Annotated in this window: 27 protein-coding genes, 2 tRNA genes and 2 pseudogenes; 16 read left to right on the forward strand and 15 right to left on the reverse strand. The window is 68.1% G+C overall.

The features are described 5' to 3' along the window. Nucleotides 1–61 precede the first annotated feature (61 nt). From AB0K21_RS26535 to AB0K21_RS26545, 3 genes are all read left to right on the forward strand, one after another. Nucleotides 62–328, forward strand: coding sequence for a type II toxin-antitoxin system prevent-host-death family antitoxin (locus AB0K21_RS26535; protein WP_364154128.1), 267 nt, complete (start codon nt 62–64; stop codon nt 326–328). Next, entirely contained in the window at nt 325–585 is a 261-nt protein-coding gene (locus tag AB0K21_RS26540) for a Txe/YoeB family addiction module toxin (protein WP_364154131.1), read from the forward strand. The genes AB0K21_RS26535 and AB0K21_RS26540 overlap by 4 nt, the downstream gene beginning before the upstream one ends. A 238-nt stretch (nt 586–823) precedes the next feature. Then, a tRNA-Phe gene (locus tag AB0K21_RS26545) sits at nt 824–893 on the forward strand. Nucleotides 894–1,180: 287 nt separating this feature from the next. Here the strand turns inward: AB0K21_RS26545 and AB0K21_RS26550 are convergent. The 6 genes and pseudogenes from AB0K21_RS26550 to AB0K21_RS26575 form a co-directional block, all read right to left on the reverse strand. Beyond that, a pseudogene (locus AB0K21_RS26550) lies at nt 1,181–1,860 on the reverse strand (response regulator transcription factor). After that, nucleotides 1,857–2,972 (reverse strand): histidine kinase, encoded by a 1,116-nt coding sequence (locus AB0K21_RS26555; protein ID WP_364154134.1) that lies wholly within the window; start codon nt 2,970–2,972, stop codon nt 1,857–1,859. The pseudogene AB0K21_RS26550 and the gene AB0K21_RS26555 overlap by 4 nt, the downstream one beginning before the upstream one ends. Before the next feature lie 290 nt (nt 2,973–3,262). After that, nucleotides 3,263–3,415: a hypothetical protein gene (locus AB0K21_RS26560; protein WP_343963297.1), complete on the reverse strand. Its 153-nt coding sequence runs from the start codon at nt 3,413–3,415 to the stop codon at nt 3,263–3,265. A 61-nt stretch (nt 3,416–3,476) separates the two neighbouring features. Next, nucleotides 3,477–3,815: a hypothetical protein gene (locus AB0K21_RS26565; protein WP_343963298.1), complete on the reverse strand. Its 339-nt coding sequence runs from the start codon at nt 3,813–3,815 to the stop codon at nt 3,477–3,479. Nucleotides 3,816–3,924: 109 nt separating this feature from the next. Next, nucleotides 3,925–5,169 carry a mannosyltransferase family protein gene (locus AB0K21_RS26570; protein ID WP_364154139.1) on the reverse strand — a complete coding sequence of 415 codons (1,245 nt, stop codon included), beginning with the start codon at nt 5,167–5,169 and terminating at the stop codon, nt 3,925–3,927. A 150-nt stretch (nt 5,170–5,319) separates the two neighbouring features. Continuing rightward, a complete protein-coding gene (locus tag AB0K21_RS26575) occupies nt 5,320–5,535 on the reverse strand; it encodes a multicopper oxidase domain-containing protein (RefSeq protein WP_343963301.1) in 216 nt (71 codons plus the stop codon). A 29-nt stretch (nt 5,536–5,564) separates the two neighbouring features. Between AB0K21_RS26575 and AB0K21_RS26580 the strand changes: the two genes are divergently transcribed. Together AB0K21_RS26580 and AB0K21_RS26585 are read left to right on the forward strand one after the other, a co-directional pair. Beyond that, nucleotides 5,565–5,774, forward strand: coding sequence for a hypothetical protein (locus tag AB0K21_RS26580; protein ID WP_343963302.1), 210 nt, complete (start codon nt 5,565–5,567; stop codon nt 5,772–5,774). A gap of 117 nt (nt 5,775–5,891) precedes the next feature. Continuing rightward, nucleotides 5,892–5,957: transfer RNA gene (locus AB0K21_RS26585), tRNA-Phe, on the forward strand. A 32-nt stretch (nt 5,958–5,989) separates the two neighbouring features. Here AB0K21_RS26585 and AB0K21_RS26590 read toward each other — a convergent pair. Both AB0K21_RS26590 and AB0K21_RS26595 read right to left on the reverse strand, forming a co-directional pair. Beyond that, nucleotides 5,990–6,289 carry a hypothetical protein gene (locus AB0K21_RS26590; RefSeq protein ID WP_364154144.1) on the reverse strand — a complete coding sequence of 100 codons (300 nt, stop codon included), beginning with the start codon at nt 6,287–6,289 and terminating at the stop codon, nt 5,990–5,992. Nucleotides 6,290–6,374: 85 nt separating this feature from the next. After that, entirely contained in the window at nt 6,375–6,593 is a 219-nt protein-coding gene (locus tag AB0K21_RS26595; RefSeq protein ID WP_364154147.1) for a hypothetical protein, read from the reverse strand. Nucleotides 6,594–6,676: 83 nt separating this feature from the next. Here AB0K21_RS26595 and AB0K21_RS26600 point away from each other — a divergent pair, with 83 nt between their 5' ends. The 5 genes from AB0K21_RS26600 (at nt 6,677) to AB0K21_RS26620 (ending at nt 9,020) form a co-directional block, all read left to right on the forward strand. After that, nucleotides 6,677–6,928: a type II toxin-antitoxin system prevent-host-death family antitoxin gene (locus AB0K21_RS26600; RefSeq protein WP_364154151.1), complete on the forward strand. Its 252-nt coding sequence runs from the start codon at nt 6,677–6,679 to the stop codon at nt 6,926–6,928. Beyond that, nucleotides 6,913–7,320: a PIN domain-containing protein gene (locus AB0K21_RS26605; RefSeq protein ID WP_343963305.1), complete on the forward strand. Its 408-nt coding sequence runs from the start codon at nt 6,913–6,915 to the stop codon at nt 7,318–7,320. Before AB0K21_RS26600 ends, AB0K21_RS26605 begins: the two co-directional genes overlap by 16 nt. Before the next feature lie 219 nt (nt 7,321–7,539). Continuing rightward, nucleotides 7,540–7,707 (forward strand): hypothetical protein, encoded by a 168-nt coding sequence (locus AB0K21_RS26610; protein WP_364154154.1) that lies wholly within the window; start codon nt 7,540–7,542, stop codon nt 7,705–7,707. 105 nt (nt 7,708–7,812) lie between these two features. Beyond that, nucleotides 7,813–8,646, forward strand: a complete 834-nt coding sequence (locus AB0K21_RS26615) for a hypothetical protein (RefSeq protein ID WP_364154157.1) — start codon at nt 7,813–7,815, stop codon at nt 8,644–8,646. Next, a complete protein-coding gene (locus AB0K21_RS26620; RefSeq protein ID WP_364154160.1) occupies nt 8,643–9,020 on the forward strand; it encodes a GntR family transcriptional regulator in 378 nt (125 codons plus the stop codon). The genes AB0K21_RS26615 and AB0K21_RS26620 overlap by 4 nt, the downstream gene beginning before the upstream one ends. Before the next feature lie 58 nt (nt 9,021–9,078). Here AB0K21_RS26620 and AB0K21_RS26625 read toward each other — a convergent pair whose 3' ends face one another. Next, nucleotides 9,079–9,216 carry a hypothetical protein gene (locus tag AB0K21_RS26625; RefSeq protein WP_364154163.1) on the reverse strand — a complete coding sequence of 46 codons (138 nt, stop codon included), beginning with the start codon at nt 9,214–9,216 and terminating at the stop codon, nt 9,079–9,081. Between the two features lie 294 nt (nt 9,217–9,510). Between AB0K21_RS26625 and AB0K21_RS26630 the strand changes: the two are divergent. Beyond that, nucleotides 9,511–10,185 (forward strand): annotated as a pseudogene (locus tag AB0K21_RS26630) (alpha/beta fold hydrolase); the annotation flags it as partial. Nucleotides 10,186–10,458: 273 nt separating this feature from the next. On the opposite strand, the gene AB0K21_RS26635 reads toward AB0K21_RS26630, so the two are convergent. The 3 genes from AB0K21_RS26635 to AB0K21_RS26645 form a co-directional block, all read right to left on the reverse strand. Next, on the reverse strand, nt 10,459–10,860 hold the full coding sequence (locus AB0K21_RS26635) for a VOC family protein (protein ID WP_364154166.1): 402 nt from the start codon (nt 10,858–10,860) through the stop codon (nt 10,459–10,461). Between the two features lie 11 nt (nt 10,861–10,871). Beyond that, nucleotides 10,872–11,621, reverse strand: a complete 750-nt coding sequence (locus tag AB0K21_RS26640) for an ArsR family transcriptional regulator (RefSeq protein ID WP_364154169.1) — start codon at nt 11,619–11,621, stop codon at nt 10,872–10,874. Between the two features lie 441 nt (nt 11,622–12,062). Then, on the reverse strand, nt 12,063–12,527 hold the full coding sequence (locus AB0K21_RS26645; RefSeq protein WP_364154171.1) for a DUF1801 domain-containing protein: 465 nt from the start codon (nt 12,525–12,527) through the stop codon (nt 12,063–12,065). A 179-nt stretch (nt 12,528–12,706) separates the two neighbouring features. Here AB0K21_RS26645 and AB0K21_RS26650 point away from each other — a divergent pair, with 179 nt between their 5' ends. The 4 genes from AB0K21_RS26650 to AB0K21_RS26665 all read left to right on the forward strand — a co-directional run bounded on the left by AB0K21_RS26650 (nt 12,707) and on the right by AB0K21_RS26665 (nt 14,676). After that, nucleotides 12,707–13,141, forward strand: a complete 435-nt coding sequence (locus tag AB0K21_RS26650; protein WP_343972847.1) for a helix-turn-helix transcriptional regulator — start codon at nt 12,707–12,709, stop codon at nt 13,139–13,141. Nucleotides 13,142–13,161: 20 nt separating this feature from the next. After that, the gene (locus tag AB0K21_RS26655; protein ID WP_343972573.1) at nt 13,162–13,575 is read left to right on the forward strand and encodes a VOC family protein; all 414 of its coding nucleotides are present in this window, start codon (nt 13,162–13,164) and stop codon (nt 13,573–13,575) included. 45 nt (nt 13,576–13,620) lie between these two features. Further along, the gene (locus AB0K21_RS26660; protein ID WP_343972576.1) at nt 13,621–14,421 is read left to right on the forward strand and encodes a VOC family protein; all 801 of its coding nucleotides are present in this window, start codon (nt 13,621–13,623) and stop codon (nt 14,419–14,421) included. Between the two features lie 111 nt (nt 14,422–14,532). Then, nucleotides 14,533–14,676 (forward strand): hypothetical protein, encoded by a 144-nt coding sequence (locus AB0K21_RS26665; protein ID WP_343972579.1) that lies wholly within the window; start codon nt 14,533–14,535, stop codon nt 14,674–14,676. A gap of 11 nt (nt 14,677–14,687) precedes the next feature. Here AB0K21_RS26665 and AB0K21_RS26670 read toward each other — a convergent pair whose 3' ends face one another. The 3 genes from AB0K21_RS26670 to AB0K21_RS26680 form a co-directional block, all read right to left on the reverse strand. Further along, nucleotides 14,688–15,560 carry a GNAT family N-acetyltransferase gene (locus tag AB0K21_RS26670; RefSeq protein ID WP_343972583.1) on the reverse strand — a complete coding sequence of 291 codons (873 nt, stop codon included), beginning with the start codon at nt 15,558–15,560 and terminating at the stop codon, nt 14,688–14,690. Beyond that, nucleotides 15,541–15,909, reverse strand: a complete 369-nt coding sequence (locus tag AB0K21_RS26675; RefSeq protein ID WP_364154176.1) for a type II toxin-antitoxin system prevent-host-death family antitoxin — start codon at nt 15,907–15,909, stop codon at nt 15,541–15,543. The genes AB0K21_RS26670 and AB0K21_RS26675 overlap by 20 nt, the downstream gene beginning before the upstream one ends. 155 nt (nt 15,910–16,064) lie before the next feature. Continuing rightward, nucleotides 16,065–16,991 (reverse strand): hypothetical protein, encoded by a 927-nt coding sequence (locus AB0K21_RS26680; RefSeq protein ID WP_364154178.1) that lies wholly within the window; start codon nt 16,989–16,991, stop codon nt 16,065–16,067. Nucleotides 16,992–17,185: 194 nt separating this feature from the next. Here AB0K21_RS26680 and AB0K21_RS26685 point away from each other — a divergent pair, with 194 nt between their 5' ends. Continuing rightward, entirely contained in the window at nt 17,186–18,088 is a 903-nt protein-coding gene (locus AB0K21_RS26685; RefSeq protein ID WP_364154181.1) for a hypothetical protein, read from the forward strand. The last annotated feature ends 3 nt before the right edge of the window (nt 18,089–18,091 follow it).

Below are 18,091 nucleotides of genomic sequence, written 5' to 3' on the forward strand. Positions count from 1 at the left end.
CATGCCCGCGTGCGGACCCACCGCAACATCTTTGATGTACATCATCATGTACACTGAAGACATGAAGGTGATGACCATGTCCGAATCGCGGGCCAACTACGCCGCCACCCTCGACGCTGTCATCGATGACCAGGAAGAAGTCCTCATCACCCGCCCTGGCGGGGAAGGCGTCGTTATGGTGTCGCAACATGAATACGAATCGATGCGCGAGACGCTCTACCTCATGGCCTCGCCTGCCAACCGCCGACGTCTGTCGGAGGCGGTCGCCCGCCTGGAGGCTGGCGGCGGCACCGTCCGCGAACTGGCCGATGAGGACACCACCTCGTGAAGGTCCCCTTTGACGAGCTTGCCTGGGATGACTACTGCTACTGGCAGCGAGAAGATCGACGGATCCTCAAAAGGATCAATCAGCTGATCGCCGACATAGCCCGAAACGAGAACGAAGGCATCGGCAAACCAGAGCCGCTGAAGTACGAATGGTCCGGCTACTGGTCCCGGCGCATTACTTCAGAACATCGGCTCGTCTACCGCGTCAACGACGACACCATCATGATCGCCGCCTGTCGCTATCACTACGAGAAGTAGCATCTGCCCGGCCGGCGAACCCCGGCATCCCGCTTCGGTTCAGAGCGGGAAGCCTGCGGCGCCCCTCTTGCGGGAGATGCCTGTCACTCACGGGCTGTGGCCAGGGCGATCGACCCCGGGGCCCGATGGACGGTCCGGCGCGGGGTGACCTGCGCTGATGTGACAGCAGCACTGGCAGCAACATGCCCACACACCAGCACATCTGCGTCACCGTCCACATGCGACTGACCATGGCCTCGGTCAGCCGAGCAGGGCAGTTGTCCCGCCTGAAAAGCGGAAGGCCGGCGGTTCGACCCCGCCCCTGACCACAGCAACTGAGCAGCACAAACGCCCCGAGCGAATATCGTTCGGGGCTTTTGATTTCCAGTGACGGCAAAGGTCTCCTTTCCTGGCGATGGTGACGACCGAGAGCAACGCCACGAGGGGAAGCTGCGGTTAGGGTGGTTCGTCACCGCGTCGCCTTTGACGACCGATTACTGGCCGACCGTCGGGCGACAACACTGGGGACGCCGACCTCGGCCCCGCGTTTTGATGATCAGTACCGCATCACGCGATCGGCTCGCCGATGTTCAGAATCTTCAGACACGATGGCCGGTCAGCCGGTTCCCAATGGGCCGCCTGGGGAGATCAATCCGGTTTCGTAGGCCAGTACGACGGCCTGGACACGGTCGCGGAGGCCGAGTTTGGACAGGATGCGGGCGACGTGGGTTTTCACCGTCGTCGCGCTGAGAGTCAGCCGGTCGGCGAGTTCGGCGTTGCTCAGGCCGGTGGCGAGCAGGCGTAGCACTTCCAGTTCTCGGGGCGTCAGTTCGGACAGATCGCGGTGGAGATCGGCCTCGCCTCGTCCCGGGGTGCGAAACGCTCGATGAGGCGGCGCGTGATGGTCGGTGCGAGCAGGGCGTCGCCGGAGCGCACCAGACGTACCGCGGCCACCAGGTGCTCAGGGCTGATGTCTTTGAGCAGGAAGCCGCTGGCGCCGGCGGTGAGGGCGGCGTAGACGTAGCGGTCGAGATCGTAGGTGGTCAGGATGACGACGCGGGTCTCGTTCGCTCCACCGCTCATGATCTGGCGGGTGGCTTCGATGCCGTCCATCCGCGGCATCCGGATGTCCATGAGCACGACGTCCGGCCTGGTGCCCCGCACGGCGGCGACCGCTTCGGCCCCGTCGGCCGCCTCCGCCACCACCTCGATGCCGTCGGCGGAGAGGATCATCCGAAACCCGGTGCGGACCAGCGTCTGGTCGTCGGCGATGACCGCGCGCAGCGGCCCGCTCATACGGCGGTCCACGGAATGCGGGCCGTGATCCGATACCCGCCCCCGGTTCTGGGTCCGGTGACCAGGGTTCCGCCGTAGACGGCCAGCCGCTCACGGAGTCCGATCAGTCCGCGGCCGTTGCCGGCCCGCGACTGGGGGCCCGGCGCGCCGCCGGTGTCGGTGACCTCGATCTCCAGCTGGTCGCCGCTGTGGCCGATCGCGACGAACGCCGCCGCGCCGACCGCGTGCTTCATCGTGTTGGTCAGAGCCTCCTGCACGACGCGGTAGACAGTGAGGCCGATCCCGTCGGGCAGGGGGCTCGGCGGCGAGAGTGCGACGTCCACCGACACCCCCGCGGCGCGTACCCGCTCGACGAGGCCGTCGAGTTGGTCGAGTCCGGGTTGCGGTTCGAGCCCGTCGTCCCGGCCGTCCACGCGCCCGCCTTCCGGTCCGGCAAGCAGGCCCATGACGTTGCGCAGTTCGGCCATGGCGGCTCGACCGCTGCTTTCGATCGCGAGCAGTGCCTGCTTGGACAGTTCCGGCTCGGCGTCCATCACCTTGCGCGCCGCGCCCGCCTGGATCACCATCACACTCACATTGTGGGTCACCACGTCGTGGAGTTCGGCGGCGATCCGGGAACGCTCGGCCTCGACTGCCTTCCGCATGGCTTCCTCCTGGGCCTGCTGAAGTTCGGTGAGCCGATCCCGGCTCCGCCGCAAGAAGCGGATGATGCTCGCGCAGACCCCGGCGCTCAGCAGGACGATGTAAGGCCCCAGCCAACTGGGGAGACTGGGGAGGCCGGACGCGACATCTCGGTCCACGGCGCCGGCGAGCACGGCCGCGAGCAGGAGGCCGGTTACCGCGGGCACCCGGTTGCGGCTGTGGGCGATGGCACTGTAGCCGGCGATCGCGCAGGTCAGCATGGTGATCCACGTCTCACCGCCGTTCATGGCCAGCGTCGCGGACACCACCACCCAGAAGGTGGTGAGCGGATACCTGCGCCGGGCCGCCAGCGGCAAGGCGGTCAGTACCACCAGGAGCACGGGCGGCTCGTACCCATCGGAGACGGCGTCGTACGGCAGGTTGATCCGCGCAGGGGTGAGCGGCTGGACGCCGATGCTCGCGTCCGGCAACACAGGAGGGGACGGGGCTTCTGGAGGAGATGGGGCTTTTGGAGGGGTCGGAGCCTCTGGAGGGGTCGGAGCCACCGAAGAAGGCCGCAGTTGCAGCAACTCGATCAGAGGGTCCGACCGCACGTCGACGTGATGAACCGGGCCGGGGAGTCCCCCCACCGCCAGCAGCGCGATGGAGGAACCAGAGCCGACCAGGCATCGCCATTGCGAAAAGTGGCGCTGTTAACGAGGGCGGAAATGAAGTGTCCCGGAGGTGACCTCCGGGACACTTCATTTGTGTGCGTGCGATGTCAGCCGAGGGCATCGCCGAGCTTGCCGAGAGCGTTGCGCTTGTCGTCGAGGGAGACGTGGGCGTAGATCGTCATGGTCACCTCGATGTCGCTGTGGTCGACGATGTCGCGGACGACCTGGGGCGGCGCGCCGAGGTTGAGTAGCAGGGTCACGCAGGGGACGGAGATCGTGAAAGCGCATGTCCCCGAGGCCGGCGGCCTTGCGGATCGCTTCTCAGCTTCGCCGGAGGTTGTCCGGCTCCAGAGGCGTTCCACGCCGAGACGGAAAGACGAGGCCGTGTTCCTCCCAGTCCTGCCAGCGGTCGGAGCGTTCGGCGAACTGTCGCCTACGGTGCTCCCGAAGTGTCTCGACGCAGATCGAGGGAATCGGGACAGTCCGTTCGGAGTCATTGGTCTTGGGGCGGACGAACTGAAGACGACCCCCGACCCGCTGGAGGGTCTGGATCACTTCGAGTTTCGCGCCGTCGAGGTCGAGGTCCACCCAGCGGAGCCCGAGGAGATCCCCGCGCCGCAGGCGGGCCTGGCGGCCCTGCGGTACGGGTTCCCTTGCCATCGGATGACGGAGGTGGCGACCCCGAGCAGGACTCCTCCTGGCCCTGACGGCACCCGCCGCCCCGCGCCCGCCCTGACGCACGCCGGTGGACCGCCGGGCGCGGGCGGTGTCAGCCGATCCACGCGCCGGTGGTGAAGTTCCCGGTGTTGATCGCCATGACCGGGATCATGATGGCCATGCTCACCAGCCACACCCAGGGTCTTCGCACCCCCGCGACGCCGATGGCGATCCACAGGGGGAACCAGGTCAGCGACCCCCGGCCGATCGACATGTAGAACGACGACAGGGTGAGGAAGGACAGCACCTGGGGGATGATGTACGCGAACTCCGGCCACTTGCGCCGTACCGCGAGGCAGCCGGCCAGCACCAGCAGCACCGCGGCCGAGATGATCTCCTCGTAGTAGGACGTGGTGAGCGAGGCGACGTCGTCGGACATGCTCCAGGTGTTGGCGAGCGCCTCCCACGGCCAGACGGCGTGCCGGCCCCAGAACCGGTCCTGCACCGAGTTGTAGGCCAGCCAGTCGCCGGTGCGGGTCCACTGGTAGACGCTGTACAGCACGAGCGGCACACCGGGGAGCGCGAGCCAGGGCAGCAGGCGCCACCCGCCCGGGCGTTTGCGGCCGTTCTCCGCCACCAGGAACATGACGAGCAGCCCGAAGGCCAGGAACAGGCCGGAGATGCGCACCGTGGCGGCTCCGGTGGCGCACAGCGCGGCGTCCTCCCAGCGGCCGTTCCTGGCGAGCAGCCACGCCGAGACGGCCAGGGCGAGGAACAGCGCCTCCGAGTAGCCGGAGTACAGGAACACGGCGAACGGGCTGAGGAACAGCGCCGCCACCGCGTACCGGCCGCTGCCTGCCGCGTACGTCTCGGCGAGCCGCGACAGTGCCACCGCGAGCACCGCGCTGGCCACCAGCGAGATGATCATCGTGGCCAGCCGGCCGTCTTCGATGACCGGCCGCATCACCCTGATCAGTATCGCCATGCCGGGGAAGAACGCCGGCAGCTTCTCAGCGTCCTGCATGCCCGGGGGGCCGTCGTAGCCGAACTGGGCGATGGTGATGAAGTTCTCGGCGTCCCAGCGGGTGAACCGGTTGAGGAAGGGGTCGGTGGTCCTGCCAGGGCCGGCCAGGTAGGCGTAGATCAGCACACCGACGTGCGACAGCGCCCAGAGGAGCAGGGCCAGCCGGTCGCCGGGGTCGGTCAGGAACCTGGGCACCCACCGCCGCCCGGCCACCTCACCGGTTGACTCGCCGGTCGTCTTGCTGGAGGTCTCGGCGGGACGTGCGCCGGGTTCCGCGTCGGCCGGTTCCGGCTCCGTGATCTCCACCGGCCCGCTGGGCGCGCGATCAGTCACGCGAGAATCCTTATATAGCCGCAAAATCCGGGCAACCGGTTGCCCGCAGCATGATCCTTCCGTGTCGGCCCGTCCCCGCTCGTCTCCTGCGAAGACCACTTCCGCCCGGTGGCGGGACGCCCCGCCCCGCCGTGAAACTTCCACGCGGTGCTAGCCGCCGTGCCCGCCGTGGAAGGGGGATGTCACGCCCTCGTACCGCAGATGCAGGGCCATCCCCTGGTCGGCGTGCGCGAGGTTGTGGCAGTGGTTCATCCACACGCCGGGATTGGCCGCGCGGAACGCCACCGCCCACACCTCGCCGGGCCGTACGTCGAAGGTGTCTGGCGGCAGATCGTGTACGACCTGCAGGCCGCCGGGGGCGCCCATGATTGTCGTGGTGCTGGTGGTCGCTGGCCTTGCCGGTGCTGTCGCAGTCGAAGGACGGCTGGAAGCAAACGCCGGTGCCGAAGCCGGAGGAGGGTGTGACGCAGGTCTGCCTCGCCAAGGTCATCAACAGTCGGAATGTCTACCTGTCTGTGTGGTACTCCGACAGGCCGGAGGAGAAGGACAGCGATGACTACTTGTTGCAGGTCGATTCCGGCCCCAGTGGGGGCAATCTGTGCTGATGCCGGGGAGGGGTGTTCGTCCGATCTCGGTTCTGGAACGTGAGGGTTGACGACAACATCGGCCACCGCGAGCACACGTTGGCAGCCGTCTACAGCCTTCTGGCCTCGTGGCCGTCGAGCGGGGCAGGGTGATCGCTCCGTCTGAAGAGCGGAAGGTCGGCGGTTCGACCCCGCCCCTGACCACAGCAACTGAGCAGCACAAACGCCCCGAGCGATTATCGTTCGGGGCCTTTTTTGATCTTCAGTGACAGCAACGTCTCTGCTGCTTCAAATCCCAGGTTTTTCGTGTCCTGGACGATCCCGCCCAAACGCAGGATCATGAGAATGTGAGCAGGACGGACAACACAATGCCGCTTCGCTTGCAGGAGCAGGATGGTCGCCGCTTCAGGCACGATATGGGCGGGTCCTATTCGGGTATCGGTGAGGATGCCAACCTGGCGGAGCGCAAGGCCCGGCAGCGGGTACGACTCACATTGCTGCGCGGTGAGGAACCAGAGCCGACCAGGCATCGCCATTGCGAAAAGTGGCGCTGTTAACGAGGGCGGAAATGAAGTGTCCCGGAGGTGACCTCCGGGACATTTCATTTGTGTGCGTGCGATGTCAGCCGAGGGCGCCGCCCAGCCTGCCAAGAGCGTTGCGCTTGTCGTCGAGGGAGACGTGGGCGTAGATGGTCATGGTCACCTCGATGTCGCGGATGACCTGGGGCGGGACGCCGAGGTTGGGCAGCAGGGCAACGCAGGTGTGCCGGAGATCGTGAAAGCACATGTCCCCGAGGCCGGCGACCTTGCGGATACGGAAAAAGTCGCGCGCCCCGTTCATCTATGATCCAGGATGTCCGATGGCCGGTAAGAACGATCAACGGGTCCCCGTTCAAAATCAGATAGTCTGATTTCATGAAGGTGATGACTGCTACTGAGGCATCTCGAAGCTTCGCGGTCGTTCTGGACGAGGCGGAGCGAGGGGAGACGATCGTGGTCACCCGGGGAGGTAAGCGGATCGCGGTGATCGGTCCCGCGCCCACGGCGCCGGGACGTATGGTCAAAGCCTTCCTGGCCAGAGCTGCGGGGACGCTGGACGCCGATTTCGAGGCCGATGTCGCGGCGGCCCGGGAGGCTGTCGACGACGAGATGAGGAGCACGTGGCCCGACGCCTGATCCTGGACACCGGCGTATTGATCGCGGCGGAGCGGGGCAGGGCCTCCGTGGACGCGGTGATCGGGGATGCCGACGATGTGGCGGTCGCCGCGATCACCGTGGCCGAGCTGCTCGTCGGTGTGGAGCTGGCAGATGAGGCGCGCCGTCCCGGACGGCAGGCTTTCGTGGATGAGGTTCTGGCGTTGATTCCGGTCGAGGAGTACACGGTGGACGTCGCCAGGGTTCACGCTCGTCTTCTGGCGCATGTGCGCCGGTCGGGAAAGACACGGGGAGCGTACGATCTGCTGATCGCCGCGACGGCGGCCGCCACCGCCAGAATCCTGATCACGATGGATTCGTCCGCCGCGTTCGACGACCTGCCCGGCGTCCGGGCGCAGGTCGTTCCCCGCTGAACGCCGACGGCGATCTTGACGGCAACGTTCACCATGGTCAACTGCTTCATCAAGATTAACGAGGGCAGCGATGAAGCGTCCCGGAGGTGACCTCCGGGACGCTTCATCCACGTACGTGCGATGTCAGCCGAGGGCGTCGCCGGGGGTGCCGTTTCGCCTGGGGAGAGGCTGGACAGGTATGAGCGGGGATCTGGTGAACCTGGCCCATGAGGTGTCGCCGTGTGTCACGGCGGCGCGGTGCTGGTCAGGGCCAATGAAGAGGCCGCCGACGCCGCTGTCGGGTGGGGGCGCACGCTGCCGTGGTGCGTCTTCGAAGTCACCGCCACCGAGGCGATGACGACGCCGGCCGCCGTCCACTTGATGGTCCACGGCGACGGCCGCCGCTGAGCCGGGGCTCGCGCCACCGGGACGACGAGAGCCCACGGGGCGTTGACTTTGTCGCAAGGCATGACGCACTATGTTGCTACAAAGCTTGCGACAAAAGGAGGCGCTGTGACCCGTGAACCGTTACCGGACGTCGGCCCGCCGGTGCGTGCGGCCGATCTGCGACTGGCGGGCGAGTGGCTGGCCCGGCACGACCTGGCCGACGCCCGTCCGACCCCGCTGCTGGCCAGCCGGCTGGCGGTCCGCAGACGCGCCGGCCTCGCCGCCAACGTCATCTTGGCCGTGCTGATCCTCGCGAGCGCGCTCGCCGCGGCCTACGACCGGCTGGCCAGTTCCGCCTTCGGCGGCTTCCAGCCGCATCGCCCGCTGCCGCTGCTGGCCCTGACCGCGTTGGTGGCCGGGCTGCTGCTGGCCCAGTCGCTGCTCGACTGGTGGGTGCGACGCGTCGACCAGCGGGCGGGCGCGACGCTGTCCCGCAGGGCCGCCCATCTGATCCAGCCCGGCTGGCGGGTCGTGCTCGGCCGGCCGTACGCCGTCTTCGCGGTCGTCACGTTCGCCGGTGCGATGGCGCTGGCCGGGAGCGCCCTGGCCGTTCCCGACTCAACCGTGCGGCAGTTGGCCGTCGTCGTGCTGATCGGCCTGCTCGGCGTGACCGCCATCACCGCCATGCAGCTGCGTCACCTGATCAGGCGCCCGGTCGTGGCGGAGGACGAGGAGTCGCTCACCGCCGACGTCATCATGCGCGTCGAGGACGCCCGCGCCGTCACCACGCCGAACGTGCAGTGGTCGCTGCCCATGGTGCTGCTGTTCGGCACCGCGCCCGGCTGGTGGAGCGCCGCTTCGGCCGCCTACCTGGTCCTGGGCCTGGCCGCGTGCATCGCGCTCCATGCCAGGACGCCGTCGAGCGCGACGGTGGGCCGGCGGGCCATGAGCGTCCGATGATCGTCATCGACACGGCCTCGCCGGTGCCGCCGTTCGAGCAGCTACGAGCCCAGCTCGCCCGGCAGATCCAGGACCGCACGCTGGCCGTGGGCGCCCGGCTGCCGACCATCCGCCACCTCGCGGCCGACCTCGGCCTGGCCGTCAACACGGTCGGCCGGGCCTACCGGGAACTGGAGGAGGCAGGGCTGATCGAGACACGCGGGCGGGCGGGCTCGTTCGTTTCGGCCGCCGGCGAGGAGGGCCGGGAGCGAGCCCACCGAGCCGCCGCCGACTACGCGGCCCTGATCGCCAGCGTCGGCATCGACGCGGGCGAGGCGCTCCGCATCGTACAGGCGGCTCTGACATCCGGCGCGGCAGCACCGGCCTCGTCATGACCGCGACCCGGCCGCGGGGGTCACGTCCTCGAACGCACGACGTCGATGTGGTGGCCGATCAGGCGGCGTCCGGGCCGCTGCATCGGCTGCACCGGAAATCCCGCACCAACTCCGCGGTGATCTCGATCTCGGTGTGGGTCATGGGGAGCAACAGCAGCTCGACTCCCACCGCGAACCACGGCCCCTGTTTCTCCACGTGATCAAGCGAAGAGTCTCACGTACCTGGCGGTGCCGATTTCACAGTCATTGAGAAAGCAGCTGTTCCTTTCGAAAAGGGGTACCAGTGCGATCAAGTCTGACATCGTTCATCGCCGTGGCGACGGTGGCCATCGTGGCGGCAGGCGTGCCCACGTCGGCCGGGGCCCGGATCGGCACACCGGAGTCGGCGGTGGCCGAAGCCGGGGGAGCGGCTCCGATCTGGGGCGAGTGCCCGCCGGTGGAATCCGGCGGCGTCTCGCGCGACCCACGCCGGCAGTGCGCGACGTTGCGGGTGCCGCTGGACTACCGCGCCCCGCGCGGGCGGAGCATCGAGATCGCGATCTCCCGGATCGGCACGGCGCGTCCCGGGGCGCGTCGCGGGATCCTGCTCTCCAATCCGGGCGGCCCGGGCGGTAGCGGCCTGGACCTGCCCAGCCGGCTGGCGGTCGTACTGCCGCGCGAGGTCCTGGATCGGTACGACCTGATCGGCTTCGATCCGCGCGGGGTCGGCCACAGCACCCCGGTCACCTGTGGCCTCGATCTCATGAGGCAGTTCACGCTGCTGTTGCCCTACCCGGGACCGGATGGCGGCATCGGGCGCAACGTCGCCTTCGCACGGGACACCGCGGCCGCGTGCGCCGAGCATTCCGGCGATCTGCTTCCGTTCATCACCACGGCCAACACAGCCCGGGACATGGACCGCATCCGAGCCGCACTCGGTGAGCCGAAACTGTCCTACTTCGGCCTCTCCTACGGCACCTATCTGGGAGCCGTCTACGTCTCGATGTTCCCGGGACGCACCGATCGGATCGTGCTGGACGGCGCCGTCGATCCGGACCTGGTGTGGCGGGACATGGGGCGAACCTGGAGCCAGGCGATCGCGGTGCGCCTGCCCGACCTGCTGGCCTTCGCAGCCGAGCGGGACGCCGTCTACCACCTCGGCGCGACACCGGACGAGGTGCGGCGCACCTACGACCGGCTGCTCGCGACCCTCGACAGGCGGCCCCTGCCGATCCCGGGCGGCCCCGTGCTCGATGGCAACGCACTGCGCGAGATCACCCGAGTGGGGCTTTACCTCGACGGCGACTTCCCCTTCATCGCCGAGTTCTGGCAGGAGCTCACGGCCGCCGTCTCAGGATCCACCGTGGACCCCGCCATCCTGAGGCGACTGGACCGGCTGGGCTCTGCCGGCAGGGCCGACGACTCGGGAACTGGGAGCGCGGCAGGTGGCGAATCAGGTTCAGGCCGGCAGGCGGTTGGTTGGAGTGGGGCCTGGTTCGAACAGCTCGACGAGGTTGCCGGCGGGATCGGTGAGCAGGATCTGGCGTCCTCCGGGGCCGGCGACCACGTCACTGCGGAATGGCAGTTCGGCCTTGCGGAGCCGGTCGATCGTGGTGTCGAGGTCCTCAACGATGAGGTGGATGCGGTTTCGGCCGGCAGGGGTGTCCGAGGGTGTGGCGCGGGCGCCGGAGCTGGTGGGTCCGGATAGCAGCAGCCGCAGGGGACCACGGACCACGTCGGCGAAGGCGGGCGCGGCGTCCAGGCGCAGGGTGAAGCCCAGGTGAGTGGTGTAGAAGTCGATCGAGGCGCGCACGTCGTCGACGAGGTAGCGGACGCCGGCGAGCTGATCGGGTGTGGTCATGGCAGGGTCTCCTAGGGGGTCAGGACCGGCAGTAGGTGGCGGACACGGGTATCGATCTCTGCCGCGGTATGGACGAAGGCGCGGTGGGCGTCCTTCTGGGCGGCCTTGGACGCTGCGGGGTCGGGGATGCTCCAGTGGATGCGCCGGGTGTGGTCGCCGAAGTCGGGGCAGACCTCGCGGACCTTGTCGCACAGGCTGATCACGTAGTCGAAGTGGCGGTCGGTCATGGTCGCCAGGGATCGTGGGCGCTGTCCTGTCAGGTCAATGCCGTAGCCCTCGTTTAAGGCCTGTACGGCATGGGGGTGGAGCTGCGGCCGGGGGTGGCTTCCCGCGCTGGTGACCTCGACGTGGTCGGCGTGGCGGCGGAGCAGGGCTTCGGCGATCGGTGAGCGGGCGCTGTTGCCGGTGCAGGTGAACAGTACGGTGGGCGCAGGTCCCGGATGGCGTGGCGGTGGGGTGGGACCGGGGTGGAGCGCCGGATGCAGAGCGGCGCCGGCATCGGTCAGCGCCTGAGCGCAGCGTTCCAGATCCAAGTGGTAATAGGTGTCACGCGCATCCGCGCTGCTGCGGCGTGCGCTCACCAGCTTGCCGCCGCGTAGCAACCGCAGATGGTAGGAGAGCAGGTTCTGCGGCTGACCGATCAGCTCCACCAGCTCACGCACCCGATAGTCGCCGGTGGCCAGTTCGCTCAGCAGTCGCCACCGCACGGGGTGTGCGGCCAGCTGCACGAAGTCTGGAACCACTTGAGCGGGGGATGCCATGACGTGATAATACATCAAATGAATTTGATGGATTGGGCTCGCCGCGCAACCGCGGGTTCTCATCTCACCGGCCTGGCTGCGGTCCGGCGGAGACCTGACGGGCGCCACCAACCTCATTCCCGGCCCCAACTCCACCGAACTGGCCGTTCACCTGGGTTTCGACCGTGCCCGATGGCGTGGCCTGCTGGCCGCGGGGTTCTGCGCCGAGCGCGTCGTTCACTCGAAAGCGGGAGGCGCCGACCGCTGTCCCGACCCGGAGCGTGTGACCGGCGTCTTCCAGCTCGGCCGCCACCGCCACCTGGTGAACCGCGACGTTGGCCGGTTCGAACTCGGTCCGGCGACCTCACCAGCCCGCGCCCATCAGGCACGCTGCCAGGCGAAGTACGGCGTCGGCTCCCGGCCTCGCCGAGTCGGTGTACCCCCTACCGCCGAGGCGGTGCCTCAGCTCACGGCCTTCTTGACGAGAGCGGTGATCGTCTTCGCGACTTCGTCGCTCAACTCGGTCACGGCGAAGGACGTGGGCCACAGGCCGCTGTCGTCGGCGAGCTTTGCCTCGGAGGTGAAGCTGAAGGTTGAGTAGGGCTCTTTGTCCGTGTTCCCGCTACGGAAGAAGCACACAACCTTCCCTTTTCTGGCGTAGGCCGGCTGTCCGTACCACAGCTTCGGCGACAGCTCTGGGGCGTTGGTGGTGACAATGGCGTGGATGCGTTCGGCCATTGTGCGGTCCGACGGTTCCATCTCCGCGATCTTCGACAGCACATCGAGTTCCTCGGCGGCCGCCTTGTTGCCACGGCCACGGTTCGCCTCCTTCCTCAGTTCCGCGGCGCGTTCCTTGATGGCGGCACGCTCCTCCTCGGAGAAACCGTCCGTGCTTTTCTTGCTCTCCGCGCCGATGTCCGCGCTCACCGCTGTCACTCTCCTCGTCGTCATCGCTGTGAAGTGGTTGTGACGCTAGCCGTGCCGCGAAGCCGGCGCTTCTCGATTCTTGATCGATGCTCGCCCCGCGCTTCCGGGACACACCTCGTCGCACGGGCCCACACTGCCGGCTGTCGCCCGCGCGGCAGGCGAGGTGGAAGATGGTGCGTATGGGTCTCGGGCGTGCGGAGGCGCAACGGTTGCAGGACATCGCCGTGATCCGTCGTGTCCGGGATCGGATCGATCGTGAGTACGCCAAGCCGCTGAACCTTCAGGCGCTGGCCGCTGGGGCGCATATGTCGGTCGGGCACCTGAGTCGAGAGTTCCGTCGCGTCTACGGTGAGTCTCCGTACTCGTATCTGATGACCCGGCGGATCGAACGGGCGATGACGCTGCTGCGCCGCGGAGACCTCAGCGTCACGGAAGTGTGTTTCGAGGTGGGTTTCTCCTCACTGGGCACGTTCAGTACGAGGTTCACCGAACTGGTCGGCGTGCCGCCGAGCGTCTACCGGCGTGACCATTCCCAGGCCGCAGCGGGTATTCCGCCGTGTCTGAGCAAGCAGGTGACCAGACCGGTCAAGAATCGAGAAGCCCGCGCCCGGTAGTCATGCGTAGCGTGCCGGGCATGAACGTCACCATTCAGCACGCCTTCCTCCCGCACACCGACCCCGAGGCCGCTCTAGGTTTCTATCGCGACATCCTGGGCTTCGAGGTCCGGGCCGATGCCGGCTACGAAGACATGCGGTGGATCACCGTCGGCCCGGTCGGACAGCCCGGCACCTCCATCGTGCTGCAGCCGCCGGCGGCCGATCCGGGCATCACCGACGAGGAGCGCCGCACCATCTTGGAACTCATCACCAAGGGCGCCTACGCCGCCGTCACGCTGGCCACCGACGACCTCGACGGGCTGTTCGACCGTCTGCAGGCCGCAGGTGCCGATGTGGTCCAGGAACCCATCGACCAGGACTACGGAGTCCGTGACTGCGCCTTCCGTGATCCCGCCGGCAACCTCATCCGCGTAACCAGCGCATCTGCCTGAGCCGGCCCGCACAACTTTCACACTGAAAGCACGAAAGGACCACCGATGCCGCTCTCTGTCGACATCATCACTCTCGGTGTACCGCAGGTAGAAGCCGCATGTGCCTTCTACACGTCCGCGTTCTCAGCCACGGCCACGGACGACGACCACACCGCCGGCCTCGACCTTCACGGCACCGGGCGGCTCGCCCTCCGCCAGATCGACGCGCTCGCCACCGACTCCGGTACGGACCCGGCGACCTTGGGTTTCCGTGGCTACGTCCTGTCCTCCATCGTCAACCGGCCCGCCGAGGTCAAGGCCCTTCTCGATGCCGCCACAGCCAAGGGCGCGACGGTCATCAAGCCGGCGAGGAAGCAGTTCTTCGGTGAGTTCACCGCCGTCTACCAGGCACCGGACGGGGCCGTGTGGAAGCTGACCGCGGCCTCCAAGAAGGACACCGATCCCGTCCCCGACCCGCCGAAGCCGATCGAGACCGCCATCTACCTCGGCGTCGCCAAGCCGATGGCATCCAGGGCGTTCTATGAGACGCTGGGCATGAGCGTCAACCATGACTACGGCGACAAATTCCTCGACTTCGCCATCGCCGACGGCGTGTGCCGGCTGGGCCTGCTGCCACGCAAAGCCCTCGCCAAGGACGCCGGCGTCGACGAGCACGGTGACGGCTTCTCGGCGCTCGTCCTCACCCACATCGCCGCTTCCCGTGACGACGTCGACGCTCTTCTAAGCGCCGCTGACTCTGCCGGCGGCCGGGTCACCGCCGCAGCGGCCCGAACCGACCGGGGTGATTACGCCGGGCACTGCACCGACCCCGACGGCTACCACTGGAGGATCACCACATCCGGCTGACCGCCACGGGTCGCTCGGCGCGACTGGACGGGGGCTGCAGGAGGGGGTGGGAAGGGGCGAGGAGATCGCGGGGGCTCCTGAAACGCGCCCAACGTTCCGGCTGGTAGATCGGTGGACACGACGAACAAGGTGACAGAGCCCGAGCTTGGCGGCAAGACGCCGGAACGCCGAAAAATTGGGAAGCTCTCCGTCGAGAAGTTCATCGAGCTCAGGGATACGCGGGCCACCGATGCCGTTCGTGCGCGACTGCGCTGACCCCCTGGTATTCATGAGAAGGCGTCCCGGCGCAGGTCGCGGGCCTCGGGGCGTCGCTGGAAGCCGGCCGACCTGTAGGTGGCGACGGCGCCGACATTGGAGCTGGGGGTGATGACGGTCGCGCTCGACGAGCCCAGCTTTCTTAGGGCGGCCGCCGCGGCGAGGGTGATCGCGTGGCCATGGCCGTGGCCGCGATGTTCGCGGTGCACGCCCATCGGCTCCAGCAACCCGGGCTTCCCCGGACCGGCCGACCACACCGTCACCGCCGCCACCGCGTCGCCCCGGTCGTCGTACGCGACCAGACACCGGGCGTCGGCGTACGGCGGTCCGGCCGCCATCGCGTGCCAGCGCTCGTCGGTGAACGTCGACCCGTCGAACGACGCCCGCTGTACGGCGGCCCGCACGTCCGCCTGCTCCGGTCCGATCACCTCGATCCGCACGTCCGGGTCCTGCACCGGCTCCGCGAGGTCGCGGCGCAGCGGCGTCCACGGCTCGCCGGCGTTCCAGCCGTTCCCGGACAGCAGGTCCCGGACCAGCGCGCGCATGGGCGCTTCGACGTTCGCTCTCCCCTCGGGCAGTACGCCGCGCTCCGGCTCGGTCATGTCCGCGACCAGCCGTCGCGCCACCTCCTCGTCCCGCCGGGCGTCCGGCGCGATCGCGAGCCGCAACACCCTGGGGTCGTCCAGCAGCCCGACGGCGAGAATCCGTCCGTCACGGCTCCAGGTCCGGACCGCCGCGGCCGTCGCCTCCGCGCCGAATCGCCAGAACCAGCCCAGGTCTCCCGGGTGGAGTTGCGGTGGCGCCTCGTCGTGCTGCCAGTCCCGCAGCACGTCCACGACCGCGCTCAGCCCGTCGACTCCCGGCTCACCCGACACGATCGCCATGGCCCCGATCACACCCCACCGCACCGGTGGTCCGCACCTGATTTTCTGCCGGAGTGGTGGGTCGGAACGTCGGGGACGCGATGACGGTGTTCTCAGTGTGTTCCGCGGAATTGTCATATGCGTCGAAGAACTTGTCGGCCTCCTGGCGCATGTGCTCGTAGTCCACCCGCGGTGGTCGGCGATGGCGGGCGACCAGTTCCTCGGCGGTCAGGCGCCGCCTGCGGGCAAGGGGCCGTAATTCGGCGACCTCAATGCCGTTGCGGGTGATGTGGTAGATCTCACCCGCCTCCACCGCGTCCATGACGGCCGCGGAGTTGTTGCGGAACTCGCGCTGGGTAACCGTCTTCACTCATTTAGTGAAGCTTCCCGTGTCTCGACGTGCTACGCCGTCTCGAAAGTGGCGAGGTGTCGATCGCCGTCCCGGCCCGAGGTGCGTGAGCGGCGTCTCCCGGCTCGACCGTGCACGCCACCTCGTGAAGCGAGTGGTCGTTGCGTCTCTTCATGTCACGAGGGGGCGAGGCGGAGGATCTGGTCGCGGACGGGGTCGTCCAGGTCGGCCTGGAGCGGGCCGTTGTTGACGGCGGGGGCGCAGTTCATCGAGATCGTCACCGCGGCGGCCGGCCCTTGCGGATAGTCGAATATCAGCCGGATGCCGCGTTGGGTGGCGCCTCCGAGCCCTTTGCAGGTGTTGTCGCTCGGTACGGTGTCCAGGGAGTTCAGTGTCGCGGCCAGGGCGCGGGCGATGTCCCTGTTGTGCCGTTTGCGGTAGGGCGGCCTTGAGTACGTGGCGTCCCTGCACACGGTGAGGCGTCCGGGGCGTCCGGGAACCATCAGCTCGTCCTGACCTCGGCGGTCGCCGGGGCCCCGGCAGGGGTCCTCCGGTGGTACGGGCCGCCAGATTCCGTCCTTGTAGGCGGTGGTGATGGCGGGCCCGGCGTAGGAGGTGCTGCTGGCCGTGCCGTTGGTGGTCCTCACGCAGCGATTGACCTCCTCGGCGCTGCCCACCCACAGGGCGCGGCCGTCGGGGTAGGCGAACCGGATGAGGTAGTTGGTCATCGGTCCCCCCATCAGCGTGCATGCCCGGCCCACATCGGCGGTGGTCACCGGGAGGTAGGCGAGGTCACCGGCCATCGCCGCCGCCTGGTCTGTCAGCGTTCGCGAACCGGCCAGCCGCTCACCACCCGGACGCGTGTTGTCCCCGGGGTAGGCGCAGATGAGGGCCTTCACCGGTGAGCCGGGGACGAGCGACTCCTCCACGCCGTCGATGTCGGCGGCGGCGGGTACCCAGCCGCCGATGTCGTCGCTGCCCCAGCGTTGCGGGCAGGTGGCCGGTACGGGCGATGACTCGCCGACCGCTCCCGAGAGGAGCACGGCCGCCCCGCACACCCCGGCCGTCGCGAGGCCAAGACCGATCGACGTGGAAAGCTTCATAGTCCATAGACGTCGCTTCCCGGTCGATCGGTTCGCTTCGCCGGTCCCTGTCCGGGCGCGGGGTGAATGGGATGCCTGTAAAGCATCAACCGGGGTAGAACAGTCGGGGGAACTCTGCAACCCCTGAGCAGGTGTGCTGCGCGGGATCACCGCGACTCACCGCTTCTCGTCTCCGAGGTGACATATTGAAAGAGGTGGCTCTGCAGCCGTACGCCCGGCTGCCGCGTGAGTACCGCGGTCTCGAAGTGCTGGCCAGCACGGTCGACGCGTACGGCCGGACACTGTGGTTGCTGTCCGACAGCCCGGACGCGCTACCGGATGACCTCTCCGGGAACGGAGGGCTCACCGCACCGCCCCGAAAACAGCCCTATGACGCGCTGCTCGTCATGGACAGGAACGGCACCGTGAGTGAACTCGTCCTCCATGACGTTCACCTGCTGGTCGGCGAGCTCGACGCGCTGCCCAACGGTCGCTTCCTGCTGACCGGCACCGCTGCTCGGCACCGCACGCCCGCTTCAGCAGCTGCCAACGCTCAGATCTACGGCCGCGATGGGCGACCACGCCGTAGCTTCCCGATCGGCTGGCCCGGACACCTCCTCGCCGATCGGCGCCACAACGTGTGGACCGGCTACTTCGACCAGGCCATCTACACCGACCCCATCAGCGCGCCAGGCCTTGTCCGCTGGGACACCGGCGGCAACCGGCAGTGGGCGTATCAGCCTCCCCCGGGAGGAGAGCACATCGCCGACTGCTACGCGCTCAACGTCACCGACGGCGTCGCGTGGGCCTACTACTACCAGGCGTTCTCTCTGATCGAGATCCATACCGGGGGCCGGCTGACGATCCGCGAGACACCCGTGAAGGGAGCGCACGGGCTTGCTGTACGTGGCGACCAGGTCACCTTCCTCGCAGACAGGGAAGGTCATGACCGCTTACACCGGTGCCGCCTGACCAATGGCGCCGTGCTCTTGGAGGAAAAGACGATCCTCACCATGCCGGGTGGCAGGCCACTCGGCCGCTACCGGGCCGTCGGCAGGGCGCACGCCCTCTACCTGCTCGATCCCCCATCCCACTCCTGGCATGTGTATCTGGCGTGACGG

Source organism: Streptosporangium sp. NPDC049248 (genome assembly GCF_040678965.1).
Classification (GTDB): Bacteria; Actinomycetota; Actinomycetes; order Streptosporangiales; family Streptosporangiaceae; genus Streptosporangium; species Streptosporangium fukuiense.

Excerpts from the sequence above, each read along its gene's own strand:
- AB0K21_RS26680 (WP_364154178.1), bottom strand. The coding sequence starts at position 16,991 with ATGAAGCTTTCCACGTCGATCGGTCTTGGCCTCGCGACGGCCGGGGTG.
- AB0K21_RS26640 (WP_364154169.1), bottom strand. The coding sequence starts at position 11,621 with ATGGCATCCCCCGCTCAAGTGGTTCCAGACTTCGTGCAGCTGGCCGCA.
- AB0K21_RS26655 (WP_343972573.1), top strand. The coding sequence starts at position 13,162 with ATGAACGTCACCATTCAGCACGCCTTCCTCCCGCACACCGACCCCGAG.
- AB0K21_RS26565 (WP_343963298.1), bottom strand. The coding sequence starts at position 3,815 with ATGGCAAGGGAACCCGTACCGCAGGGCCGCCAGGCCCGCCTGCGGCGC.
- AB0K21_RS26600 (WP_364154151.1), top strand. The coding sequence starts at position 6,677 with ATGACTGCTACTGAGGCATCTCGAAGCTTCGCGGTCGTTCTGGACGAG.
- AB0K21_RS26670 (WP_343972583.1), bottom strand. The coding sequence starts at position 15,560 with ATGGCGATCGTGTCGGGTGAGCCGGGAGTCGACGGGCTGAGCGCGGTC.
- AB0K21_RS26575 (WP_343963301.1), bottom strand. The coding sequence starts at position 5,535 with ATGGGCGCCCCCGGCGGCCTGCAGGTCGTACACGATCTGCCGCCAGAC.
- AB0K21_RS26590 (WP_364154144.1), bottom strand. The coding sequence starts at position 6,289 with ATGGCGATGCCTGGTCGGCTCTGGTTCCTCACCGCGCAGCAATGTGAG.
- AB0K21_RS26635 (WP_364154166.1), bottom strand. The coding sequence starts at position 10,860 with ATGACCACACCCGATCAGCTCGCCGGCGTCCGCTACCTCGTCGACGAC.
- AB0K21_RS26535 (WP_364154128.1), top strand. The coding sequence starts at position 62 with ATGAAGGTGATGACCATGTCCGAATCGCGGGCCAACTACGCCGCCACC.
- AB0K21_RS26660 (WP_343972576.1), top strand. The coding sequence starts at position 13,621 with ATGCCGCTCTCTGTCGACATCATCACTCTCGGTGTACCGCAGGTAGAA.
- AB0K21_RS26620 (WP_364154160.1), top strand. The coding sequence starts at position 8,643 with ATGATCGTCATCGACACGGCCTCGCCGGTGCCGCCGTTCGAGCAGCTA.
- AB0K21_RS26650 (WP_343972847.1), top strand. The coding sequence starts at position 12,707 with ATGGGTCTCGGGCGTGCGGAGGCGCAACGGTTGCAGGACATCGCCGTG.
- AB0K21_RS26595 (WP_364154147.1), bottom strand. The coding sequence starts at position 6,593 with ATGAACGGGGCGCGCGACTTTTTCCGTATCCGCAAGGTCGCCGGCCTC.